The organism is Sediminibacillus sp. JSM 1682029, assembly GCF_041366435.1.
Classification (GTDB): Bacteria; Bacillota; Bacilli; order Bacillales; family Amphibacillaceae; genus Sediminibacillus; species Sediminibacillus terrae.
Window position 1 is genome coordinate 374,677 of the sequence record NZ_JBEWYY010000002.1, and the last position, 17,308, is coordinate 391,984.

The following is a 17,308-nucleotide window of genomic DNA, read 5'->3' on the forward strand; positions in this document are numbered from 1 at the left end:
CCGTTGAAGCATGATTGTGATAAAATCCTAAAGTTAATATTAACACGAAGATTGTCATTTAGGAAACTAATGTGACGTGATTATTCCATCCATCAGGAAACTGTTATAATTTATATATCCGAAAGGAAATGGGGAGATCGAATTGCCGCAAGTAGTTTTGAAATTGAATAATGAAATAATTGAAAAAATGAAAGCTTTTTATCAGGATCGAATGAAAACCGCTCCACCAGGTTCTGTCTTTGCTGCCAAAACCCCAGATTGTTCCATAACTGCATATAAGTCCGGAAAAGTCCTTTTTCAAGGCAAGGGTTCTGATAAGGAAGCAAGTAAGTGGGGGGACAAAAACGGAAAGAGTCCTTTAAAAACGAAACAGACAGCGAGAAAAAAACATGCTTATGCCCCGCCGGAGGGACTGTTCACAAGCTCCCATATCGGATCAGACGAAGCAGGTACTGGAGACTTTTTCGGTCCGATTACGGTTGCGGCAGTCTATGTTACTGCTGAGCAAATACCATTGTTGAAAGAACTGGGAGTAAAAGATTCCAAAAATCTGACGGACGAAAAAATCTCGGCAATTGCCAAGGCGCTGATTGCCCAGTCGATCCCTTATTCATTAGTCGTTCTTAGAAATGAGAAATACAATCGACTTCAGGCAAAAGGCTGGTCTCAAGGAAAGATGAAAACGATGCTGCACCATCATGCCCTTGAAAAGGTTTCTAAAAAAATCGCTCCCGAACGGCCTTCCGGGATTTTGATTGACCAATTTTCCGAGCCAGGCGTCTATATCAATCATTTAAAATCAGAAAGATCTGTTCTTCAAGACAATGTATACTTTATGACAAAGGCGGAAAGTCACTCTATTGCTGTGGCGGCGGGATCGATACTAGCCAGAGCCAGCTTTGTGAACGAGATGAATAAACTATCTAAAAAAATGGGGATCGAATTACCTAAAGGCGCATCCCAAAAAGTCGACCAGACTGCAGCAAGAATCATTCAAAGACATGGAAAGCAAGCATTGGGGGAAATTGCCAAGCTTCATTTCGCCAATACAAAAAAAGCGGAAGCATACACACAGAAGGACTTCTGATAGACCTGAGACACTTTTAATAAGCGAAAAATAGCATAGATGGTAAATATCCACACCGGCAAGGTACGTCGCTTTCCGCAGAGCAGGGCTTCAGCTCTCGCTATTCCCGTCGGAAATCTGCGCACCTTGCCTCCGTGGGTCGTCTTCGATTTATGGATATTGACACTACCTGAGCAAATTTCGCCTGGCTGGCAATTGTTGCCCGTTTTTTGCCGAGTGGCACACGAGTGGCACAGGAATAATTTTCTGCTGTCGGTTGATCCCCCCTCTTCATTACAGGAAGTATCTTTCATCGTACTTAGTCGATTAACTCAACGAACTATCCAGTCTATAAAAGATATCAATGTAATAATCAACATAATGATGGATAAAAGCCGAATCCAAAAGGCGCCTAATTCAGAAACCTTTGGTTCCCCATTGAACATCCAACGTCTGCCAAACAAATAGCTTTGATCAGGTTTTATAATCGACCAGACCAACAGTGCGACAAATGGTATGCCGAACACAATGATGAAGAACCACACCGCAAACGGATGGGGTGAAAAGTCCGGGACCGGCTGTTCCCTATACATATTTTCCCCCCTTCCTGAAACCATAAAATGGTGACTTGGAGTTGGTATATTTTTCCTTACCTTCCATGCAACCAACGAGCATGCAGACATTCTCCTTCAAACTACCGAAATAATAATCCAAACCCTTTACTAGTTGGGAAGGAATCAATTCGTTTAATAAGTTCTCATGTTTGATAAACTGGGACAGCTTTTTGCAGCAGCTGTTCCACCGCAACACTGGATTCCCTGTATATTCAATAGGTTTTACGCAGGCATATATTACAAAACACTTTCCTGAATCTGTTGGTCAAACATACAAAAAACAGAACCTGACTGGTTTAGGGAGGTGAAGTCCTCCTGTTCTTGCAATTGAAATGCACCATTATCAATGGTAACTGAAACGGAATCCTTTTGGGGAGCTTTTATTAAATCATGAACCTCCTGTATTGATAAGAAGATACGTCATCCTTTTCTTCCTTTATAAATCTCTATATCTAATTTAACATAAAATTACAATAATTATTGTTCTCCAGGATACATTCCTATCCACTACCCAACGCTTACTATATGACAACTGGCTATGATAAAAGCATAGCCAGGGACAAAGCGCAAGAGCCTGTATAAAGGAGTACAGGCTAGGCCGCCACGTCCTGTGGCAACGCCTGCATGACCCACATCGCCACATCGCGTGGGCCTCCGACAAGCTTAAGACAGCCTCGCCGTTGCACTTTCCGACACACAGAGGGTGGGCTTAAGACCTCGAGGGGGTAGGCGCTGGAGCTTTTCAGCCAATCATTATCTCCAGACGATGAAATGTATATTCTCCAATACAACAATGAAAAAACCGAACGAATTGGAATCGTTCGGTTTTAAACTTGGCATTATGATTTTGTCACAGCTCCCTCTTTCTAACCCCGTAACTCTGCCTGGTGTTTTTCCTCTACTGCGGACAGAATTGTCTGGTAGGATGCTTCTACTTCCTCATCTTTCAATGTTCTGTCCGGATCCTGATAGAACAAGCTGAAGGCTATCGACTTTTTACCAGGCTGCAAGTGTTCACCTTGATAAACATCGAAAACTTGAACTTCTTTCAACAATGTGCCTCCTTGTTCTACAATCGTGTTTTTAATATCTCCGGCCGCGACTGCCTGATCGACCACCAAAGCGATATCCCTTGAAACGGAAGGGTAACGCGGAATCTTTGAAAAATCCGGTTCATTCTTTGTCTGCTCCAACAATGCATCCATATCCAGATCAAATACATAGGTATCCTTTAAATCATAGGATTGCTGTAAAGACGGATGAAGCTGGCCGATGAAACCAATCGATCGCTCCTCGATAAACACCTGCGCCGTCCTTCCAGGATGCATTCCTTCAATTTTAGCCTGTTTAAAGGCAGCTGCTATTCCCAGTTTCTCCAGTAAGCCTTCGACAACACCTTTCACCAGGAAAAAGTCAACTTGTTTCTTTTCCTGCTGCCAAGGATGGAGGAGCCAATCTCCTGTAATGGCACCGGAAACTCTTAGTAATTCGCCGGGCTGTTCAGACAGGTTTCCCGGGGTCGGTGACACGAAAACAGTCCCTACTTCGTAATAAGCGAGGTCGGCCTGTTTTCTGGCTGCATTATAAGAAAAAGACGCAAGTAGTTCCGGAAGAATGCTTAACCGCAAATTGCTGTGCTCTTCACTCATCGGCATCGATAAGCGGATGGATTCCATTGCATGCTCCCGGACTTCCGGGCTTACGAGTGTTTCAGCCCGCTCCTTACTTGTCAGGGAATAGGTGATTGCTTCCATTAAGCCAGCACCTTCCATATAACGCTTGATTTCACGTTTCAACAATTGGCGTGATGTCAGACCACCTGCTTGCCCTGCCCCACCAGGAAGGGTGAACGGTAAATTATCATAGCCGTATATACGTGCAATTTCTTCTACCATGTCCTCAAACAATGTGATATCCCCGCGCCTGGTCGGAATCGAAACAACAAATATGCCATCATTTGCTTTGAAATCGAAGTGAAGCTTCCGTAATATATCAGAAATTTCCTGGGTAGAGATGTCAGTTCCAAGTCGTTCATTGACTTTTTCGGTACTTACTTCTACCGTGGCTTCAGACCTGTCCAATTCCTCAAATTCTACCGGACCATCCAGTACAGTACCTTCCGCATATTTGCTCAACAGCCGGCACGCTCTCAATCCGGCCCTTCTCACCCTGTCAGGATCGACGCCTTTTTCAAACCGGGTACTGGATTCGCTCCTTAGCCCATGATCTTTCGAGCTTTGTCTGACTGCGGCAGGAGAAAAATAAGCAGCTTCCAGTAAAACTGTTGTCGTTTGTTCCGAAACCTCGGAATCCGCTCCGCCCATCACTCCTGCAATAGCTGTTGGCTCCTGGCCATTGGTGATGACTAAGTGATTGGATGAAAGTTCTCTTTCTTGATCATCTAACGTCGTAATGGTCTCTTTGTCGCGAGCTCTGCGCACGACAATTTCCTTCGATCCGAAACGGTCATAGTCGAAAGCATGTAACGGCTGCCCGTATTCCAACAAGACATAATTGGTGATATCGACCACATTGTTGATTGGTCTGATGCCGGCCGCAATCAAGTAATTTCTCATCCATAAAGGAGAGTTTTTGACTCTTACATTCTCGATCACAAACGCTCCATAATAGGGATTGAGCTCCGGTTCCTCCACTTTGACGGAAACATAATCCACCGCCTTTTGAGATGCAAAATCGATCGATTCATCCGGCAGTTTGACTGGTGTATCCAAAATGGCCGATGTTTCGTAAGCGACCCCGAGCATACTTAAAGCATCTGCACGGTTCGGTGTAAGTCCCAATTCTAAAATGGCATCGTCCAAGTTCAGCAACTTCAGTGCATCGGAGCCTACTTCCGCATCTTCCGGAAATACGAAGATGCCTTCTGCAAACTCCTTCGGTACAAATTTCTCCTCAATGCCTAATTCTTGCAGCGAGCAAATCATACCATGGGATTCAACACCGCGCAGCTTCGCTTTCTTGATCTTTACATTTCCGGGCAATACGGCGCCCGGTTTCGCAACAGCAACCTTTTGACCTTGAGCAATGTTGGGCGCTCCGCATATAATTTGCAGTTCTTCTTCTCCTGTATCCACTTGACACAAATTCAGCTTGTCAGCGTTGGGATGCTTTTCGCAAGACCGTACATAGCCGACAACTACATCAGAACTTGTTTCGGCAACATATTCTATGCCTTCCACTTCTATTCCGGATTTTGTTATTTTTTCGGCCAGCTGTTCTGGCGAAATATTGTCTATATCTACATAATTTTTCAGCCAATTCAAAGATACGAACATGTTTTTTCCTCCTGATTTACGCTTTATGGTACTGCTTTAAGAAACGGATATCATTCGTATAGAAATGCCGGATATCATCTACCCCGTATTTCAGCATAGCGATTCGTTCAGGACCCATACCGAAAGCAAAACCTGTATATTCCTTGGGGTCATAGCCCGCCATTTCCAACACCCTGGGATGAACCATGCCGCCACCCAGTATTTCGATCCAACCTGTTCCTTTACAAACGGAGCATCCTTCTCCATGACAGACTTTGCAGGATATGTCCATCTCTACAGACGGCTCTGTAAAGGGGAAGAAACTCGGACGCAGACGGATTTCTCTTCCCTCGCCGAACATTTGCTTGGCAAAGCGGTTCAGTACACCTTTCAAGTCGCTCATTCGAACATTCCGATCCACATACAAACCTTCTACCTGTGTGAACTGGTGGGAGTGGGTGGCGTCGTCCGTATCCCGGCGATACACTTTTCCAGGACATATCATTTTGACTGGTTTGCTTCCATGATATTTCCCCATCGTCCTAGCCTGTACCGGAGAGGTGTGCGTGCGCAACAGCAGTTCTTCCGTGATATAAAAAGAATCTTGCATATCGCGGGCTGGATGCCCCTTCGGCAGATTAAGCGCCTCAAAATTGTAGTAATCCGTTTCGACTTCAGGACCTTCCCGGACTTCGAATCCCATTCCGATAAACAAATCCTCGATTTCCTCGATAATGGAAGTGAGTAAGTGCGGTCCGCCTACAGTGACTGGACGGCCCGGCAACGTAACATCGATTGTTTCTTTTTCAAGTTTTTCCTCCAGCTCTTTTGTTTCGAGCCTCTCTTTTTTCGCATCAAGTTCACCTGCAATTGCTTCCCTTACTTTGTTTGCCAATTCACCGATGACAGGCCGCTCTTCTTTCGACAGCTTGCCCATTCCACGTAAAACTTCCGTGATCGGACCTTTTTTACCAAGATAAGCCACCCTTATCTCCTGAAGATCATTCAAGGTGTCTGCCTGTTCTACTTTGGTCAGCGCTTCCTCTTTTAGTTCTTGTAATCGTTCCCTCATGTGCAGGAACCTCCTTTTCGTCGTGAAATGATAAGTTAGCCGATTAACTATTCCTCGCCCGTCTTGTTTTCAATGCAATGAAATGCTAAGTGCTAGCCCCCGTTCCCACAGTTCGACCCCGCACCTGCTCATCACATAAAAAAGTCCCGTCCCCACTTATAAAGAAGGGACGAGACTTGTGTATCGCGGTACCACCCTTGTTGATGCATATGCATCCACTCGAGTTTGATAACGGAAAAAATCCGGGACACCGTTACTTGCCGGAAAACAAGGTCCAGGTGTCGGCTCCAGAGTGAAAATTCAATCATTACCACGATAGAAATGCTTCCAGTCTACGGCATTTCTTCCCTTAAATCGATTTGTAATCATCTACTGACTCTTTCTCGGCCTGTAAATATAATGAATGTTATTTTATTATTATAGAAAAAGCGTTCGTTTCTTGCAACCCTTAACAGCCATTACTTTTCAAGCGTGGCAAGATGATAAAGCAAAATGCCGGCAGCCACACTGACATTCAACGATTCTGCCTTGCCGAAGATAGGAATGTATACGAGGGTGTCCATCTTTTCCAATATAGACGGAGAAATCCCCGCACCCTCGTTTCCGACTACCAGTGCCGCTTTTTCCGGCACCGGTAAAGCTGTATATGGACGCGCATTTGCCAATGCAGCACCCCAAACTGCAAATTCCGCATCTTGCAGTCGGTCAATTACCGGCAGTAGATCGGTTTGAAAAATCGGCAAATGGAAAATGGATCCCTGAGTGGATCGCAAGACTTTGTCATTAAAAATATCCGCAGACCCGGAACCTACATAAATTGCATCGAATCCTGCGGCATCTGCCGTCCGGATCATGGTCCCAAGATTGCCTGGATCCTGGACATTGTCGACGAGCAGCAGCTTCTCAAAATCCTGATCCTCCGGCTGCTTTGCTTCCACCACGGCAGCTATTCCCTGGGGAGTTTTAGTATCGGTAATCGTTTTTAAGATATGGTCAGAAACAATGATTGTTTCCTGATTTTCCAGCCAGTCTGGGATTTCCGCCCCATCAGCCAGAATGACTTCTTTCACATGCCAATCACTTTTCCAAGCCTCTTCAATCATATGATAACCTTCTACTATAAAAAGGTTTGTTTTTACTCTTTCTTTCCGTTTTTTTAATTTTTGCCAGTTTTTTACCCTGCCGTTTTGCACTGAAGTTATCACGTTCATCATCCTTTTGGTGAAGTTCTTATCTATCATACATATTTCCATGTATCATGGTCAAACTATCTATCACATACTGAAATAAATAAGATATGAGGTGGAAAAATGGATTTGAATTTACGTAAAGCTATCCTTTCCAATGTAGCAGACAACAATACTGAACAATTGGAGGCAACCATACTGGATGCGATTGAAAGCGGAGAAGAAAAAATGCTGCCTGGTCTAGGTGTGTTGTTCGAGCTGATTTGGCAGCAATCGGACGAGTCCGATAAAGAAGAAATGTTGTCCGCTTTAGAAAAAGGAGTCCAGCAAGCACAGTAAACAAAAAGCGGATGTACCCGTTTAAAGCACGGCTTGCAGATCCGGATGAAAGCCCATGAATCCTTTGAAGACGTGGCCGGGACAAAAGCTTGGCCACCAAAACAAAAACGGAATGAATTTGAACTATCAATCAACTTCGTTCCGTTTTTACTATTTGTATTCCTTAGTTAGACTTCTTATTATCCTGTTGTGTAATGCGTGCTTCGTATCACTACGGAAAGCTACTATGCTTTCCACGGGCACGGCTTCCACTTCCACGGAAAGCGTAGTAGCTTGCCGGAGTGGAATGTTGCTCTTTTTAAGGAAGGGTTAGAACGGTTTACTTGTTATAACTCAAAAACCGAGCGAAATGTATCGTGTTCGATCCATTTCGCTCGGTTTTTGTCGTTTTGGCCGTTGCTTGTCCAGGCAAAATCAGGTAATATGATAGTAACGAACTACCTATCGGAGGAACATGCATGGAAATCAGACAACTTCAAAACCTCATCCAAATGCAAGCAATGTCCATTTTAAGTGGAGGGAACGGTTCATCTAGTGATTCTGCCTTTCTAGAAACCGCTTTTCAACAAATACTTCAGCAACAAATGGGAACTGCCCGGACGTCCACTAGTACCTACAAGCCTGAAGCTTCTTCTATGGCTAACAGTACCCCGGTTATGCCGGTATATACGCCAGACATCGATTATACAGAAAGTAAATCAACCAGTCATTCCGGAGCGATTGATAATTATATCGAACAAGCCGCAGAAACATTTGGAGTCGACCCTAAATTGATCCGCTCCGTCATTCAAGCGGAATCAAACTTTAACGCCAATGCGGAAAGTGGTGCAGGTGCACAGGGCTTGATGCAACTAATGCCTTCCACGGCCCGTGGACTCGGCGTTCAAAATGCTTTTGATCCTTTGCAAAACATCATGGGCGGAACCAAGTATTTAAAACAAATGCTGGACCGCTACAGTGGAAACACTTCGCTGGCACTGGCTGCTTACAATGCCGGTCCGGGTAATGTGGATAAATATGATGGAATTCCACCCTTCCAGGAAACCCAAAACTATGTAGGTAAAATTATGGATTCTTATCGAGTTTAAAGTAGAAAGGAGCTGTTCTGAATGGACAGCTCCTTTTGCGTTTACGATATAAATTTCAACCAAATGTAATCTCTTTCACTTTCTCTTCATCCAACCCTTTGATGACTTCCACGATTAACTTGACCGCATTTTCAAAATCATCTTGGTGCAAAATTGCAGCATGAGTGTGGATATAGCGTGTGGCAACAGTGATGGATAAGGCAGGAACACCATTTGCCGTTAAGTGAATAGAACCTGTATCTGTTCCACCTGCAGCCATTGTCGCATATTGGTAAGGGATTTTCTTGTCATCGGCTGTGTCCAGCACGAAATCCCGCAACCCTTTATGAGAGATGGCAGAAGCATCGTAAAGAATGATTTGCGGGCCTTCTCCAATTTTACTATCCGCTTCCTTGTCGGAAATACCAGGTGTGTCGCCGGCAATACCAACATCGACGCCAAATCCGATATCCGGTTTGATTGTATGTGTGGCGGTGCGGGCACCACGGAGTCCTACCTCTTCCTGTACGGTACCGACTCCGTAAACTACATTCGGATGATTTTCACCCTTTAAACGCTTGAGTACTTCAATGGCGATTGCACAGCCAATCCGGTTATCCCATGCTTTAGCCAGAAGCAGCTTTTCATTGTTCATTTGGGTGAATTCGAAGTAAGGAACGATCGAATCTCCCGGGCGGACACCGAACTCTTCGGCTTCTTCCCGGCTGGATGCACCGATATCGATAAACATATCCTTTATTTCCACTGGCTTTTTACGTGCTTCTGCCGGCAAAATGTGAGGAGGTTTCGAACCGATGATTCCGGTAACATCTCCCTTTCTCGTCATAAGCGTCACACGCTGTGCAAGCATTACCTGACTCCACCAGCCACCGATTGTTTGGAAATAAACAAACCCTTTGTCATCAATGCGGGTGACCATAAAGCCCACTTCATCCAAGTGTCCAGCTACCATCACTTTAGGTCCGTTTTCTTTGCCGGTTTTCTTTGCAATCAAGCTTCCGATATTATCGGTGAACACTTCATCCGCATAAGGAGCTATATACTTTTCCATCACTTCTCTTGCTTCTTTTTCGTTGCCGGATATCCCTCTTGCATCCGTTAATTCCTTCAGCATGGTCACTGTTTCATTGTACTCTGCCATATGTAATTTCCTCCTTTTTAGGGTTCACCTTGAATTATAGCGGTTTTTTCCAGGATAGACAAAACATACCCTTCGTCTTTACACCGAATTAGTATCCTCGCAGTTGACGTTCATGATTCACCTCGTTTTTTTTGTTATATGCTTCCTGAATAGCTACTTCCGGAAAACCAAGCTGTGCACCCAATTGCAGGTACGTGGTAAATAACTGTGTGTAGTTTTCTTTACTGGGATCTTGCTTGAATGCTATGATTTGTTCATAGACTAGGAGAAACAACTGCGTGTCATCTAAACCAGTGGACCTTACTATCTCAGAATCATAGCGGTAGCCGGTATCAAGCCCTAAAGAAAGAATGAAATGCAAGCCATCCACGTATTCTTCAAGGATCACGCTCGATTCGCTTTTCGCCTTTTTGCTCCAAAACTTGAAACAGCGTGTTTCATTCGCTAATTCTCCGGTTTCCACTAATAGGGCTAACACTTTTCTTTCGAACAATTCCTCTGCTTTCACTTGGTTATTCGTTTGAATATGCTCATCCAATAATCGTTGTGTTTCAAATAATTGCTCCCAATGCATCTTTATGTTTCTCCTTTTTGAACTTTTTCTCGATTATAACATGCTTGATCGCAAATTGTTGAAACCTTGCCCTGGTTCTATTCGTAAAGGAGAGAAGACTCTAAAACAGGAGACGGTGTGTATGATTGTCCTACTATTTCGCTTGCTGATTTTTATCGCAATGGTGATGCTGCTTTATACGATATATAAATATTTGATCAACCCCAACAGAAAACTGGAAGTAGCCCGGGAAAAGAAAGATTTCTACTTTCTTGATGAGCCTGACAATATCAAAAAAAATTTTTTGATGACCTACAAAGGATTCATTTTCGAAGGAGAGAAGTACTTAGGGACGATTGAGGATTCGTTTGACGTCGTGAATATCAGTATCCATGCGCACTACCCAGGAGAATTAAAAGGACTGGAAAGAAAAGATTTGTACTTCATGGAAGAAGAAGTTTTGATAAGATATCCCTATGCGACAATTGAATGGAAACATCCGATTGATAAACTGCAGGTCAAAAAATGATAAGACAAACGAAGTGACCGGGACAAAAAATGGCCGCCAGAACAAAAACCGAATGAATCCGCTTTGGATTCGTTCGGTTTTTTGATTTATCAGGGCCTTAGAATGCAAAGCACCTTTCCTGAACAGGGATTTTAAACCATTTCACTAAAGACGAAGGCAGCCTTTTTGTATAAGTCACCTGTGTTTTTCTTACTGTTTGACTGTTGGAGTTTTTTCCGCAAAGAATTCCGTCCATTTTATCGTCATCTGTTTCTTCCGGAACAAATATAGAACCGGAAGCAATGTAAGAATCAGTGCGAACATGACCACCGGTGATAAACTCGATATCCATTTCCCGAACGATGTATAAAGGACGGCCAGAGGGATATTGGAGTAAAAAGAAGATCGAGCATACTCTTTGAAACTGGTAGAAATCTCTAAAATACATAATGACAATAAATGAAAATGAATAAAAGGGACAAGGCGTAAAACTGCGATTTGGGAGGTAGTGAACGTTGAACTTTTCCCCATCAATTTTTGCTTTACTTGCACCAGTTTAGACGACATGCCTGGCATCCACTGCACCAGTTTGTAGAACGTCATGCTTGATAAAGTAATACCGATGACAGAGTAAAAGGTTCCGGCTATCGCTCCGAATAATATCCCGCCGGTGATACAAATCAAGATAACAGGAAGGAAAAACAATGGACGAAGTAAATGAAAACCTATGAACATCAGAGGCGCCAAAAATCCCCCTGTCTCGGCTGCGGTCAACAGATAGCTGCTGACATCCCCCATCTTCTTTGCCCCCTTTTTTCTTTCAGCTCATTCTATGACAAGAGACGAGCTGTTATGACAAGAAGCTTCCACCGGAGTTGTCCTATTTAGCCGATTACTGCACGGTAACGTCTACCCTTTCCACTGAATGATTAAATAAAGATGAATGAAAAATAGCAGAGGCATTCCCAATTTAAAGCTGAAGTGCCGTGTTTTGTGCCTGAAGATGTACATCCCTGCCAAACCTCCAGCCGCCCCACCAATCAAAGCCCCTATCCAAAGCGTTTTTTCCGGTATCCTCCATTGATGTTTGACAGCCCTCTGCTTATCAATTCCCATAAGGACCCACTCTGCGATATTTATTCCTATTATGTATAAAAGTAAAAATCCATTTGTCATGTTCCTACTCCAATCCGTTTAATCATCTAAAAAGCCTGCTTCCTAGATGATTGGTATTTTCAGACTTGTGTATACAATTCGACTTACTTAATTAAATGAATCACCAAGATTGCCATACCGGGCCAAAAGATGAGTTTAAAACTAGCTTTGTAGAGCTCATTCAATATAGAATCCGAATAATGCAGAGTATAAAAGAAAAACCACCCCCGCTGAACGAGGATGGTAGTGTTTCATTATTTCAATGCATCTTTGGCTTTGTCAGCTAGTTGAGCGAATGCTTTTTCATCATTGATAGCCAAATCAGAAAGCATTTTACGGTTTACTTCGATACCCGCTTGTTTCAGACCGTGCATCAAACGGCTGTAAGACAGGTCGTTCAAACGTGCTGCAGCGTTGATACGTGCAATCCAAAGCTTACGGAATTCACGCTTTTTCTGTCTGCGGTCACGGTATGCATATTGACCTGACTTCATTACTTGTTGTTTAGCTGTTTTGAATAGGGCGTGTTTCGAGCCATAATATCCTTTAGCAAGCTTTAATACGCGCTTACGACGTCTGCGAGTAACTGTTCCACCTTTTACACGTGGCATAATAATTCCCTCCTAATATATATAACCGATAAATTCGGATCTCAGTTTATTTGTTTGGCAGCATTTGCTTGATACGTTTGTAGTCTCCAGCAGAAACGATATCACTTTTACGCAACTTGCGTTTTTGCTTTTGAGACTTGTTGGCAAACAAGTGACTAGTGTATGCATGAGAGCGTTTAAGCTTCCCAGAACCTGTTTTTTGGAAACGTTTTTGAGAACCTTTGTGGGTTTTCATTTTTGGCATGTTATGTTCCTCCTTGTAATGAATGTTCATACTTGCGGGAGAAAATCTCCGGCGTATCTCTGCGTCAGCTTGCCCCTCCGGTACGCACGTATCTTTTCATACGCTGTGTTCCTCGGTGCCACGCTTCCTTGATCTACTTGGTTCTTTTCTTCCTCGTATGAACTGCAATGTGCTCTTACAAAACTTATTTTTCGTTGGTTGGCGCAAGCATCAGGAACATGCTGCGGCCTTCCATTTTCGGCTTCGTTTCTACAGTGGAAATATCTTTGCATTCCGCTGCCAATTTTTCAAGGACTTCCTGCCCTAACTCTTTATGCGTGATTGCACGACCACGGAACCGAATAGAAGCTTTCACTTTATCGCCTTTTTCAAGGAACTTTCTGGCATTGCGTAACTTCGTATTGAAGTCATGTTCTTCAATACCAGGGCTTAAGCGAACTTCTTTAACATTGATAACTTTTTGTTTCTTACGTGCTTCTTTTTCTTTCTTTTGCTGCTCAAAACGGTATTTGCCGTAATCCATGATCCGGCATACCGGTGGTTTTGCATTTGGAGCTACTAATACAAGATCCAAATTTCTTGTTTGAGCAATGTCTAATGCTTCTTGGCGGGATTTAACCCCAAGTTGGTCTCCATTTGAATCAATGAGCCTGACTTCGCGAGCACGAATTTTCTCATTGACGTTCATATCTTTGCTAATAATGAGCCACCTCCATAGAGTTTGGAAAAACCATATAAGATCTTATCGACAAGTTGTTTTGAATGAAAGCATAAAAAAAGTGTCGGTACATACTGCACCCACACGTCTCCCAATACAATAAGGATGTTTAACCTGCCAACTGCAACATGCGTCAATCAGGTGAGAAGCGGGTGCTTCTGCTTGCCTCAGATCATTATTTAATTTCACCTATAAAATAATAGCATAAGGATGCTAAGATGTCAACAACCATGGTTGTGTTTCTATGAAAACGACTATTCCATCATACATAACTCAAAGAGAAAACACAAGAGGGATTTTTTAAAACTTTGCAAGCATTTGATAAGGCCTGATTTGTATCTGAAAAAATGGTGCGAAAGGGAAAAGCAATCTTGATAGGGAAAATCACCAGCGTTTCCACACTGATGATTTTCACTGTTAAGAGGGAGGCTTTCTTTGACCATCCCTTACTTCAATGTTTTTTCACGAATTTCCGCCTCGATTTGATCCATAAACATATCTAAAGGCTTTGTTTCCGAGTTTTTCTCGCCATAACGGCGTACATTGACGGCATTGTCTTCAATTTCTTTGTCACCCACTACAAGAGCGTAAGGGATTTTTTGCGTTTGCGCTTCCCGTATCTTATAGCCGATTTTCTCATCCCGCTCATCCACTTCTACGCGGACACCACGATATCGCAAATCCTCTTCCACTTTTTTAACATAATCCAAATGAATTCCGGGCGAAACAGGTATTATCCGGGCTTGGACAGGTGCAAGCCATGTAGGAAATGCCCCTTTATACTCCTCGATAAGGAAGGCGACAAAACGTTCCATCGTAGATACAACACCGCGGTGGATGACGACAGGACGGTGTTCTTTGCCGTCTTCACCGATATAGGTCAAATCGAACCGTTCCGGCAAATGAAAGTCCAATTGAACAGTCGACAATGTTTCATCTTTTCCAAGGGCCGTTTTGACCTGCACGTCCAACTTAGGACCATAGAATGCCGCTTCACCTTCTGCTTCCACATATTCAAGCTCCATGTCTTCCATCGTCTCTTTCAACATTGCCTGGGCTTTTTCCCACATTTCATCGTTATCGACGTACTTTTCGGTATCCGCTGGATCCCGATAGGATAGACGGAAGTAGTAATCATCGATGCCAAAATCCTTATAAACTGCCTGAACCAATTGAACAACACGGATAAATTCGTCTTTCAGCTGATCTGGGCGTGCAAATATGTGGGCGTCATTCAATGTCATAGCCCGTACACGCTGCAAACCGGCAAGTGCACCCGACATTTCATGACGATGCATGGTGCCAAGTTCCGCAATGCGGACAGGAAGATTGCGATAGCTGTGCAGTTCATTTTTAAACACCATCATGTGATGCGGACAATTCATTGGACGCAGGACAAGATCTTCGTTATCCATTTCCAATGTAGGGAACATATCGTCCTTGTAATGATCCCAGTGGCCGCTTGTTTTATATAAATCTACACTTCCCAAAACCGGTGTATATACGTGATCATAGCCAAGTCTTTCCTCCAAATCGACAATGTAACGTTCGATTGTCCGACGGATAGTGGCTCCTTTCGGCAGCCAAAGCGGCAAGCCCTGACCTACTTGTTGAGATACCGTAAACAAGTCCAATTCTTTTCCTAACTTTCGGTGGTCGCGTTCCTTCGCTTCTTCACGCATACGTAAATATTCATCAAGATTGCTCTTTTTCTCGAACGCAGTACCGTATATCCGTTGAAGCATTTTGTTGTTGCTGTCTCCCCGCCAATAGGCACCGGAAATGCTCAACAGTTTGACTACTTTGATTTTACTGGTGGACGGAACATGGATGCCTCGGCACAAATCAAAAAATTCACCTTGTTGATAAATGGACACCGTTTCTCCTTCGGGGATGGCATCAATCAATTCAAGCTTTAACTCATCGCCGATTTCCCGAAACATTTGCTTTGCCTCTTCGCGTGAAACCTCTTTGCGGACAATCTCTAAATTTTCGTCGATGATTTTTTGCATTTCTTTTTCTATTCTAGGTAAATCTTCCGGGGTTACAGATTCTTCCATATCAAAATCATAATAAAATCCATCTTCAATGACTGGTCCAACCCCGAATTGAACATTGTCGTACAATCGTTTGATCGCCTGCGCCATCAAATGGGCAGCAGAATGGCGCATAATTTCAATTCCTTCCTGCTGCTTATTCGTGATGATTTCGATCTCGCCGTCTCCCGGAAGCTCGCTGCGAAGATCATAAGGGATACCATCCAGTTTTACTGCCAGCGCCTGTTTCCTCAATCCAGGTGAAATCGAAGCTGCTATATCCTCTCCAGTCGTTCCCTGTGGGAATTCCTTTTGGGCTCCGTCTGGGAATGTAATGCGGATCATTTCTGCCATAAGTGATCTCTCCTTTGAAAGTTGGTTTATCGTGTAAACTAAAAAAGTGAAAAACGCCCGTCCCAATAGCTTAACAGCTAAGGGACGAGCGTCGGCCTCGTGGTTCCACCCTAATTCCCGCACATAATGTACGGCTCATTGGCATCTGTAACGTAGATGAAACGCTGTTACCTACTATCTCCGTTCAATAACAGGGTTCAAAGGCGGTAATCAGAATCACGGAAGTACAGGAAGCTTTCAGCCGTGCGGCTCCCCTCTCTAAAGTATTCCAGGCCGATTCGATCATGTCCTCATCAAAACCGATGTGTTAATCTTTTATGAACGTAATTATAGCGATACAGTAGTCAAAAATCAAGTATATTCAATGATTTCTTAAATAATTCGGGAAGGGGAACCGAGTGAAGGGTTCGAAAACCGCTTTCTCCTGGAACACATTGATCACGGTCAGCGTTTTCGGCTCAGAGGGATGGTCCCCGTAAATAACAACACGTTCAGGCGCCATGGCAAGCAGTGGTGTAATATTCAGCTCAGCTTCATCCAAACCGACTATGTAGAGCGGTTCCTGTTGAATCAGCATTTTAATTTCCATCTTGGAAAAAGGCTTCCCGTTCGCTTTATAAAATTTAAAGTTCCTGCCTTGCACCACATGGACAATTTGAAATTTTGACTTCTTTTTGGCTACATATTCCCGCAGCGACTGGACAAACGATTGATGATCTTCTTCCCGCTTGAATTCATCGATCGCCATCCCGATGATTTCGATAAGTTCCTCTTTGTAGGGCTGCAGGCGAAAATTCACCAATGAATCGAAATGAACCGCTTCTTCGGTACGGATATTCTCCTGAAAACATTTTTTCAATGTTTTCCGCAAATCGATATCCACCGGTATTGGAACATCCCCCGAATCATCGCCTGATAAAATAGAATGGGCAAGTTCTGAAATTCGATGTACTTCCTCCTTGTCTTTATAATAATAGACATTCTTGATTATATCGGCGACCCAGATGCTTTCTTTATGTCTTGTGAACACATATGCCATCGCCTCAGCAGTGTTAGCCAGTTGTTCCCCCATGGATCGGCTTTCCCGGATTTTGATATGGTTTCCCCACTTGTCATTGGTTTTCCAGTTCAATTCTACATCGAGGCCATACTGAACAATCCGATCACAAAATGTCATGGTTTCTGCTTTTGTCTCAAAATAAACCTCAAGCAATACTCATCACCCTCATCACGATCAAACTGTTACATTATATGGATCAATGCTTCAAAAAATGTGTGATGTATGGGAAGAATCCTGATAGTTTTTAAAATCGACCGGAATAAGCCCACACATACAAAGGACAAGCG

Annotated in this window: 17 protein-coding genes and 2 other annotated features; of the genes, 4 read left to right on the top strand and 13 right to left on the bottom strand. The window is 43.5% G+C overall.

What is annotated here, in order from left to right; all coding sequences use genetic code 11:
* The first annotated feature begins 142 nt into the window (after positions 1-142).
* Positions 143-1,087 carry a ribonuclease HIII gene (gene rnhC, locus ABVF09_RS05755; RefSeq protein ID WP_026771089.1) on the top strand — a complete coding sequence of 315 codons (945 nt, stop codon included), beginning with the start codon at positions 143-145 and terminating at the stop codon, positions 1,085-1,087.
* Between the two features lie 311 nt (positions 1,088-1,398).
* Here the strand turns inward: rnhC and ABVF09_RS05760 are convergent, their stop codons facing one another.
* The 4 genes from ABVF09_RS05760 to ABVF09_RS05775 form a co-directional block, all read right to left on the bottom strand.
* Positions 1,399-1,659 (bottom strand): DUF6199 family natural product biosynthesis protein, encoded by a 261-nt coding sequence (locus ABVF09_RS05760; protein WP_051382004.1) that lies wholly within the window; start codon positions 1,657-1,659, stop codon positions 1,399-1,401.
* A gap of 887 nt (positions 1,660-2,546) precedes the next feature.
* Positions 2,547-4,976, bottom strand: a complete 2,430-nt coding sequence (gene pheT, locus ABVF09_RS05765; protein ID WP_026569753.1) for a phenylalanine--tRNA ligase subunit beta — start codon at positions 4,974-4,976, stop codon at positions 2,547-2,549.
* A 16-nt stretch (positions 4,977-4,992) separates the two neighbouring features.
* A complete protein-coding gene (gene pheS, locus ABVF09_RS05770; RefSeq protein WP_153464731.1) occupies positions 4,993-6,027 on the bottom strand; it encodes a phenylalanine--tRNA ligase subunit alpha in 1,035 nt (344 codons plus the stop codon).
* Between the two features lie 162 nt (positions 6,028-6,189).
* Positions 6,190-6,421: a binding site (T-box leader), on the bottom strand.
* A gap of 64 nt (positions 6,422-6,485) precedes the next feature.
* Positions 6,486-7,238: a TrmH family RNA methyltransferase gene (locus tag ABVF09_RS05775; RefSeq protein ID WP_371068790.1), complete on the bottom strand. Its 753-nt coding sequence runs from the start codon at positions 7,236-7,238 to the stop codon at positions 6,486-6,488.
* Between the two features lie 99 nt (positions 7,239-7,337).
* Here ABVF09_RS05775 and sspI point away from each other — a divergent pair, with 99 nt between their 5' ends.
* Together sspI and ABVF09_RS05785 are read left to right on the top strand one after the other, a co-directional pair.
* Complete coding sequence (gene sspI / locus ABVF09_RS05780; protein WP_026569751.1) at positions 7,338-7,553, top strand: small acid-soluble spore protein SspI; 216 nt, start codon at positions 7,338-7,340, stop codon at positions 7,551-7,553.
* Positions 7,554-8,011: 458 nt separating this feature from the next.
* On the top strand, positions 8,012-8,641 hold the full coding sequence (locus ABVF09_RS05785; RefSeq protein ID WP_026569750.1) for a lytic transglycosylase domain-containing protein: 630 nt from the start codon (positions 8,012-8,014) through the stop codon (positions 8,639-8,641).
* A 55-nt stretch (positions 8,642-8,696) separates the two neighbouring features.
* On the opposite strand, the gene ABVF09_RS05790 is transcribed toward ABVF09_RS05785, so the two are convergent.
* Both ABVF09_RS05790 and ABVF09_RS05795 read right to left on the bottom strand, forming a co-directional pair.
* Positions 8,697-9,782 carry a M42 family metallopeptidase gene (locus ABVF09_RS05790; RefSeq protein ID WP_371068754.1) on the bottom strand — a complete coding sequence of 362 codons (1,086 nt, stop codon included), beginning with the start codon at positions 9,780-9,782 and terminating at the stop codon, positions 8,697-8,699.
* A gap of 88 nt (positions 9,783-9,870) precedes the next feature.
* Positions 9,871-10,356: a dUTP diphosphatase gene (locus tag ABVF09_RS05795; protein WP_026569748.1), complete on the bottom strand. Its 486-nt coding sequence runs from the start codon at positions 10,354-10,356 to the stop codon at positions 9,871-9,873.
* 121 nt (positions 10,357-10,477) lie between these two features.
* Here ABVF09_RS05795 and ABVF09_RS05800 point away from each other — a divergent pair, with 121 nt between their 5' ends.
* The gene (locus tag ABVF09_RS05800) at positions 10,478-10,864 is read left to right on the top strand and encodes a sigma-w pathway protein (protein ID WP_026569747.1); all 387 of its coding nucleotides are present in this window, start codon (positions 10,478-10,480) and stop codon (positions 10,862-10,864) included.
* Between the two features lie 189 nt (positions 10,865-11,053).
* Here ABVF09_RS05800 and ABVF09_RS05805 read toward each other — a convergent pair whose 3' ends face one another.
* The 7 genes from ABVF09_RS05805 to ytxC form a co-directional block, all read right to left on the bottom strand.
* Positions 11,054-11,641, bottom strand: coding sequence for a TVP38/TMEM64 family protein (locus ABVF09_RS05805; RefSeq protein ID WP_371068755.1), 588 nt, complete (start codon positions 11,639-11,641; stop codon positions 11,054-11,056).
* Between the two features lie 111 nt (positions 11,642-11,752).
* Complete coding sequence (locus ABVF09_RS05810) at positions 11,753-12,019, bottom strand: DUF1294 domain-containing protein (protein WP_026569745.1); 267 nt, start codon at positions 12,017-12,019, stop codon at positions 11,753-11,755.
* A 233-nt stretch (positions 12,020-12,252) separates the two neighbouring features.
* Positions 12,253-12,609, bottom strand: a complete 357-nt coding sequence (gene rplT, locus ABVF09_RS05815) for a 50S ribosomal protein L20 (RefSeq protein ID WP_026569744.1) — start codon at positions 12,607-12,609, stop codon at positions 12,253-12,255.
* A gap of 46 nt (positions 12,610-12,655) precedes the next feature.
* Positions 12,656-12,853 (bottom strand): 50S ribosomal protein L35, encoded by a 198-nt coding sequence (gene rpmI, locus ABVF09_RS05820; RefSeq protein WP_026771086.1) that lies wholly within the window; start codon positions 12,851-12,853, stop codon positions 12,656-12,658.
* A gap of 184 nt (positions 12,854-13,037) precedes the next feature.
* On the bottom strand, positions 13,038-13,541 hold the full coding sequence (infC, locus tag ABVF09_RS05825) for a translation initiation factor IF-3 (protein WP_026569743.1): 504 nt from the start codon (positions 13,539-13,541) through the stop codon (positions 13,038-13,040).
* Between the two features lie 79 nt (positions 13,542-13,620).
* Positions 13,621-13,741: a sequence feature (ribosomal protein L20 leader region), on the bottom strand.
* Positions 13,742-14,017: 276 nt separating this feature from the next.
* On the bottom strand, positions 14,018-15,961 hold the full coding sequence (thrS, locus tag ABVF09_RS05830; RefSeq protein ID WP_371068756.1) for a threonine--tRNA ligase: 1,944 nt from the start codon (positions 15,959-15,961) through the stop codon (positions 14,018-14,020).
* 361 nt (positions 15,962-16,322) lie between these two features.
* Entirely contained in the window at positions 16,323-17,174 is an 852-nt protein-coding gene (ytxC, locus tag ABVF09_RS05835) for a putative sporulation protein YtxC (protein WP_153464740.1), read from the bottom strand.
* Between the last annotated feature and the right edge of the window lie 134 nt (positions 17,175-17,308).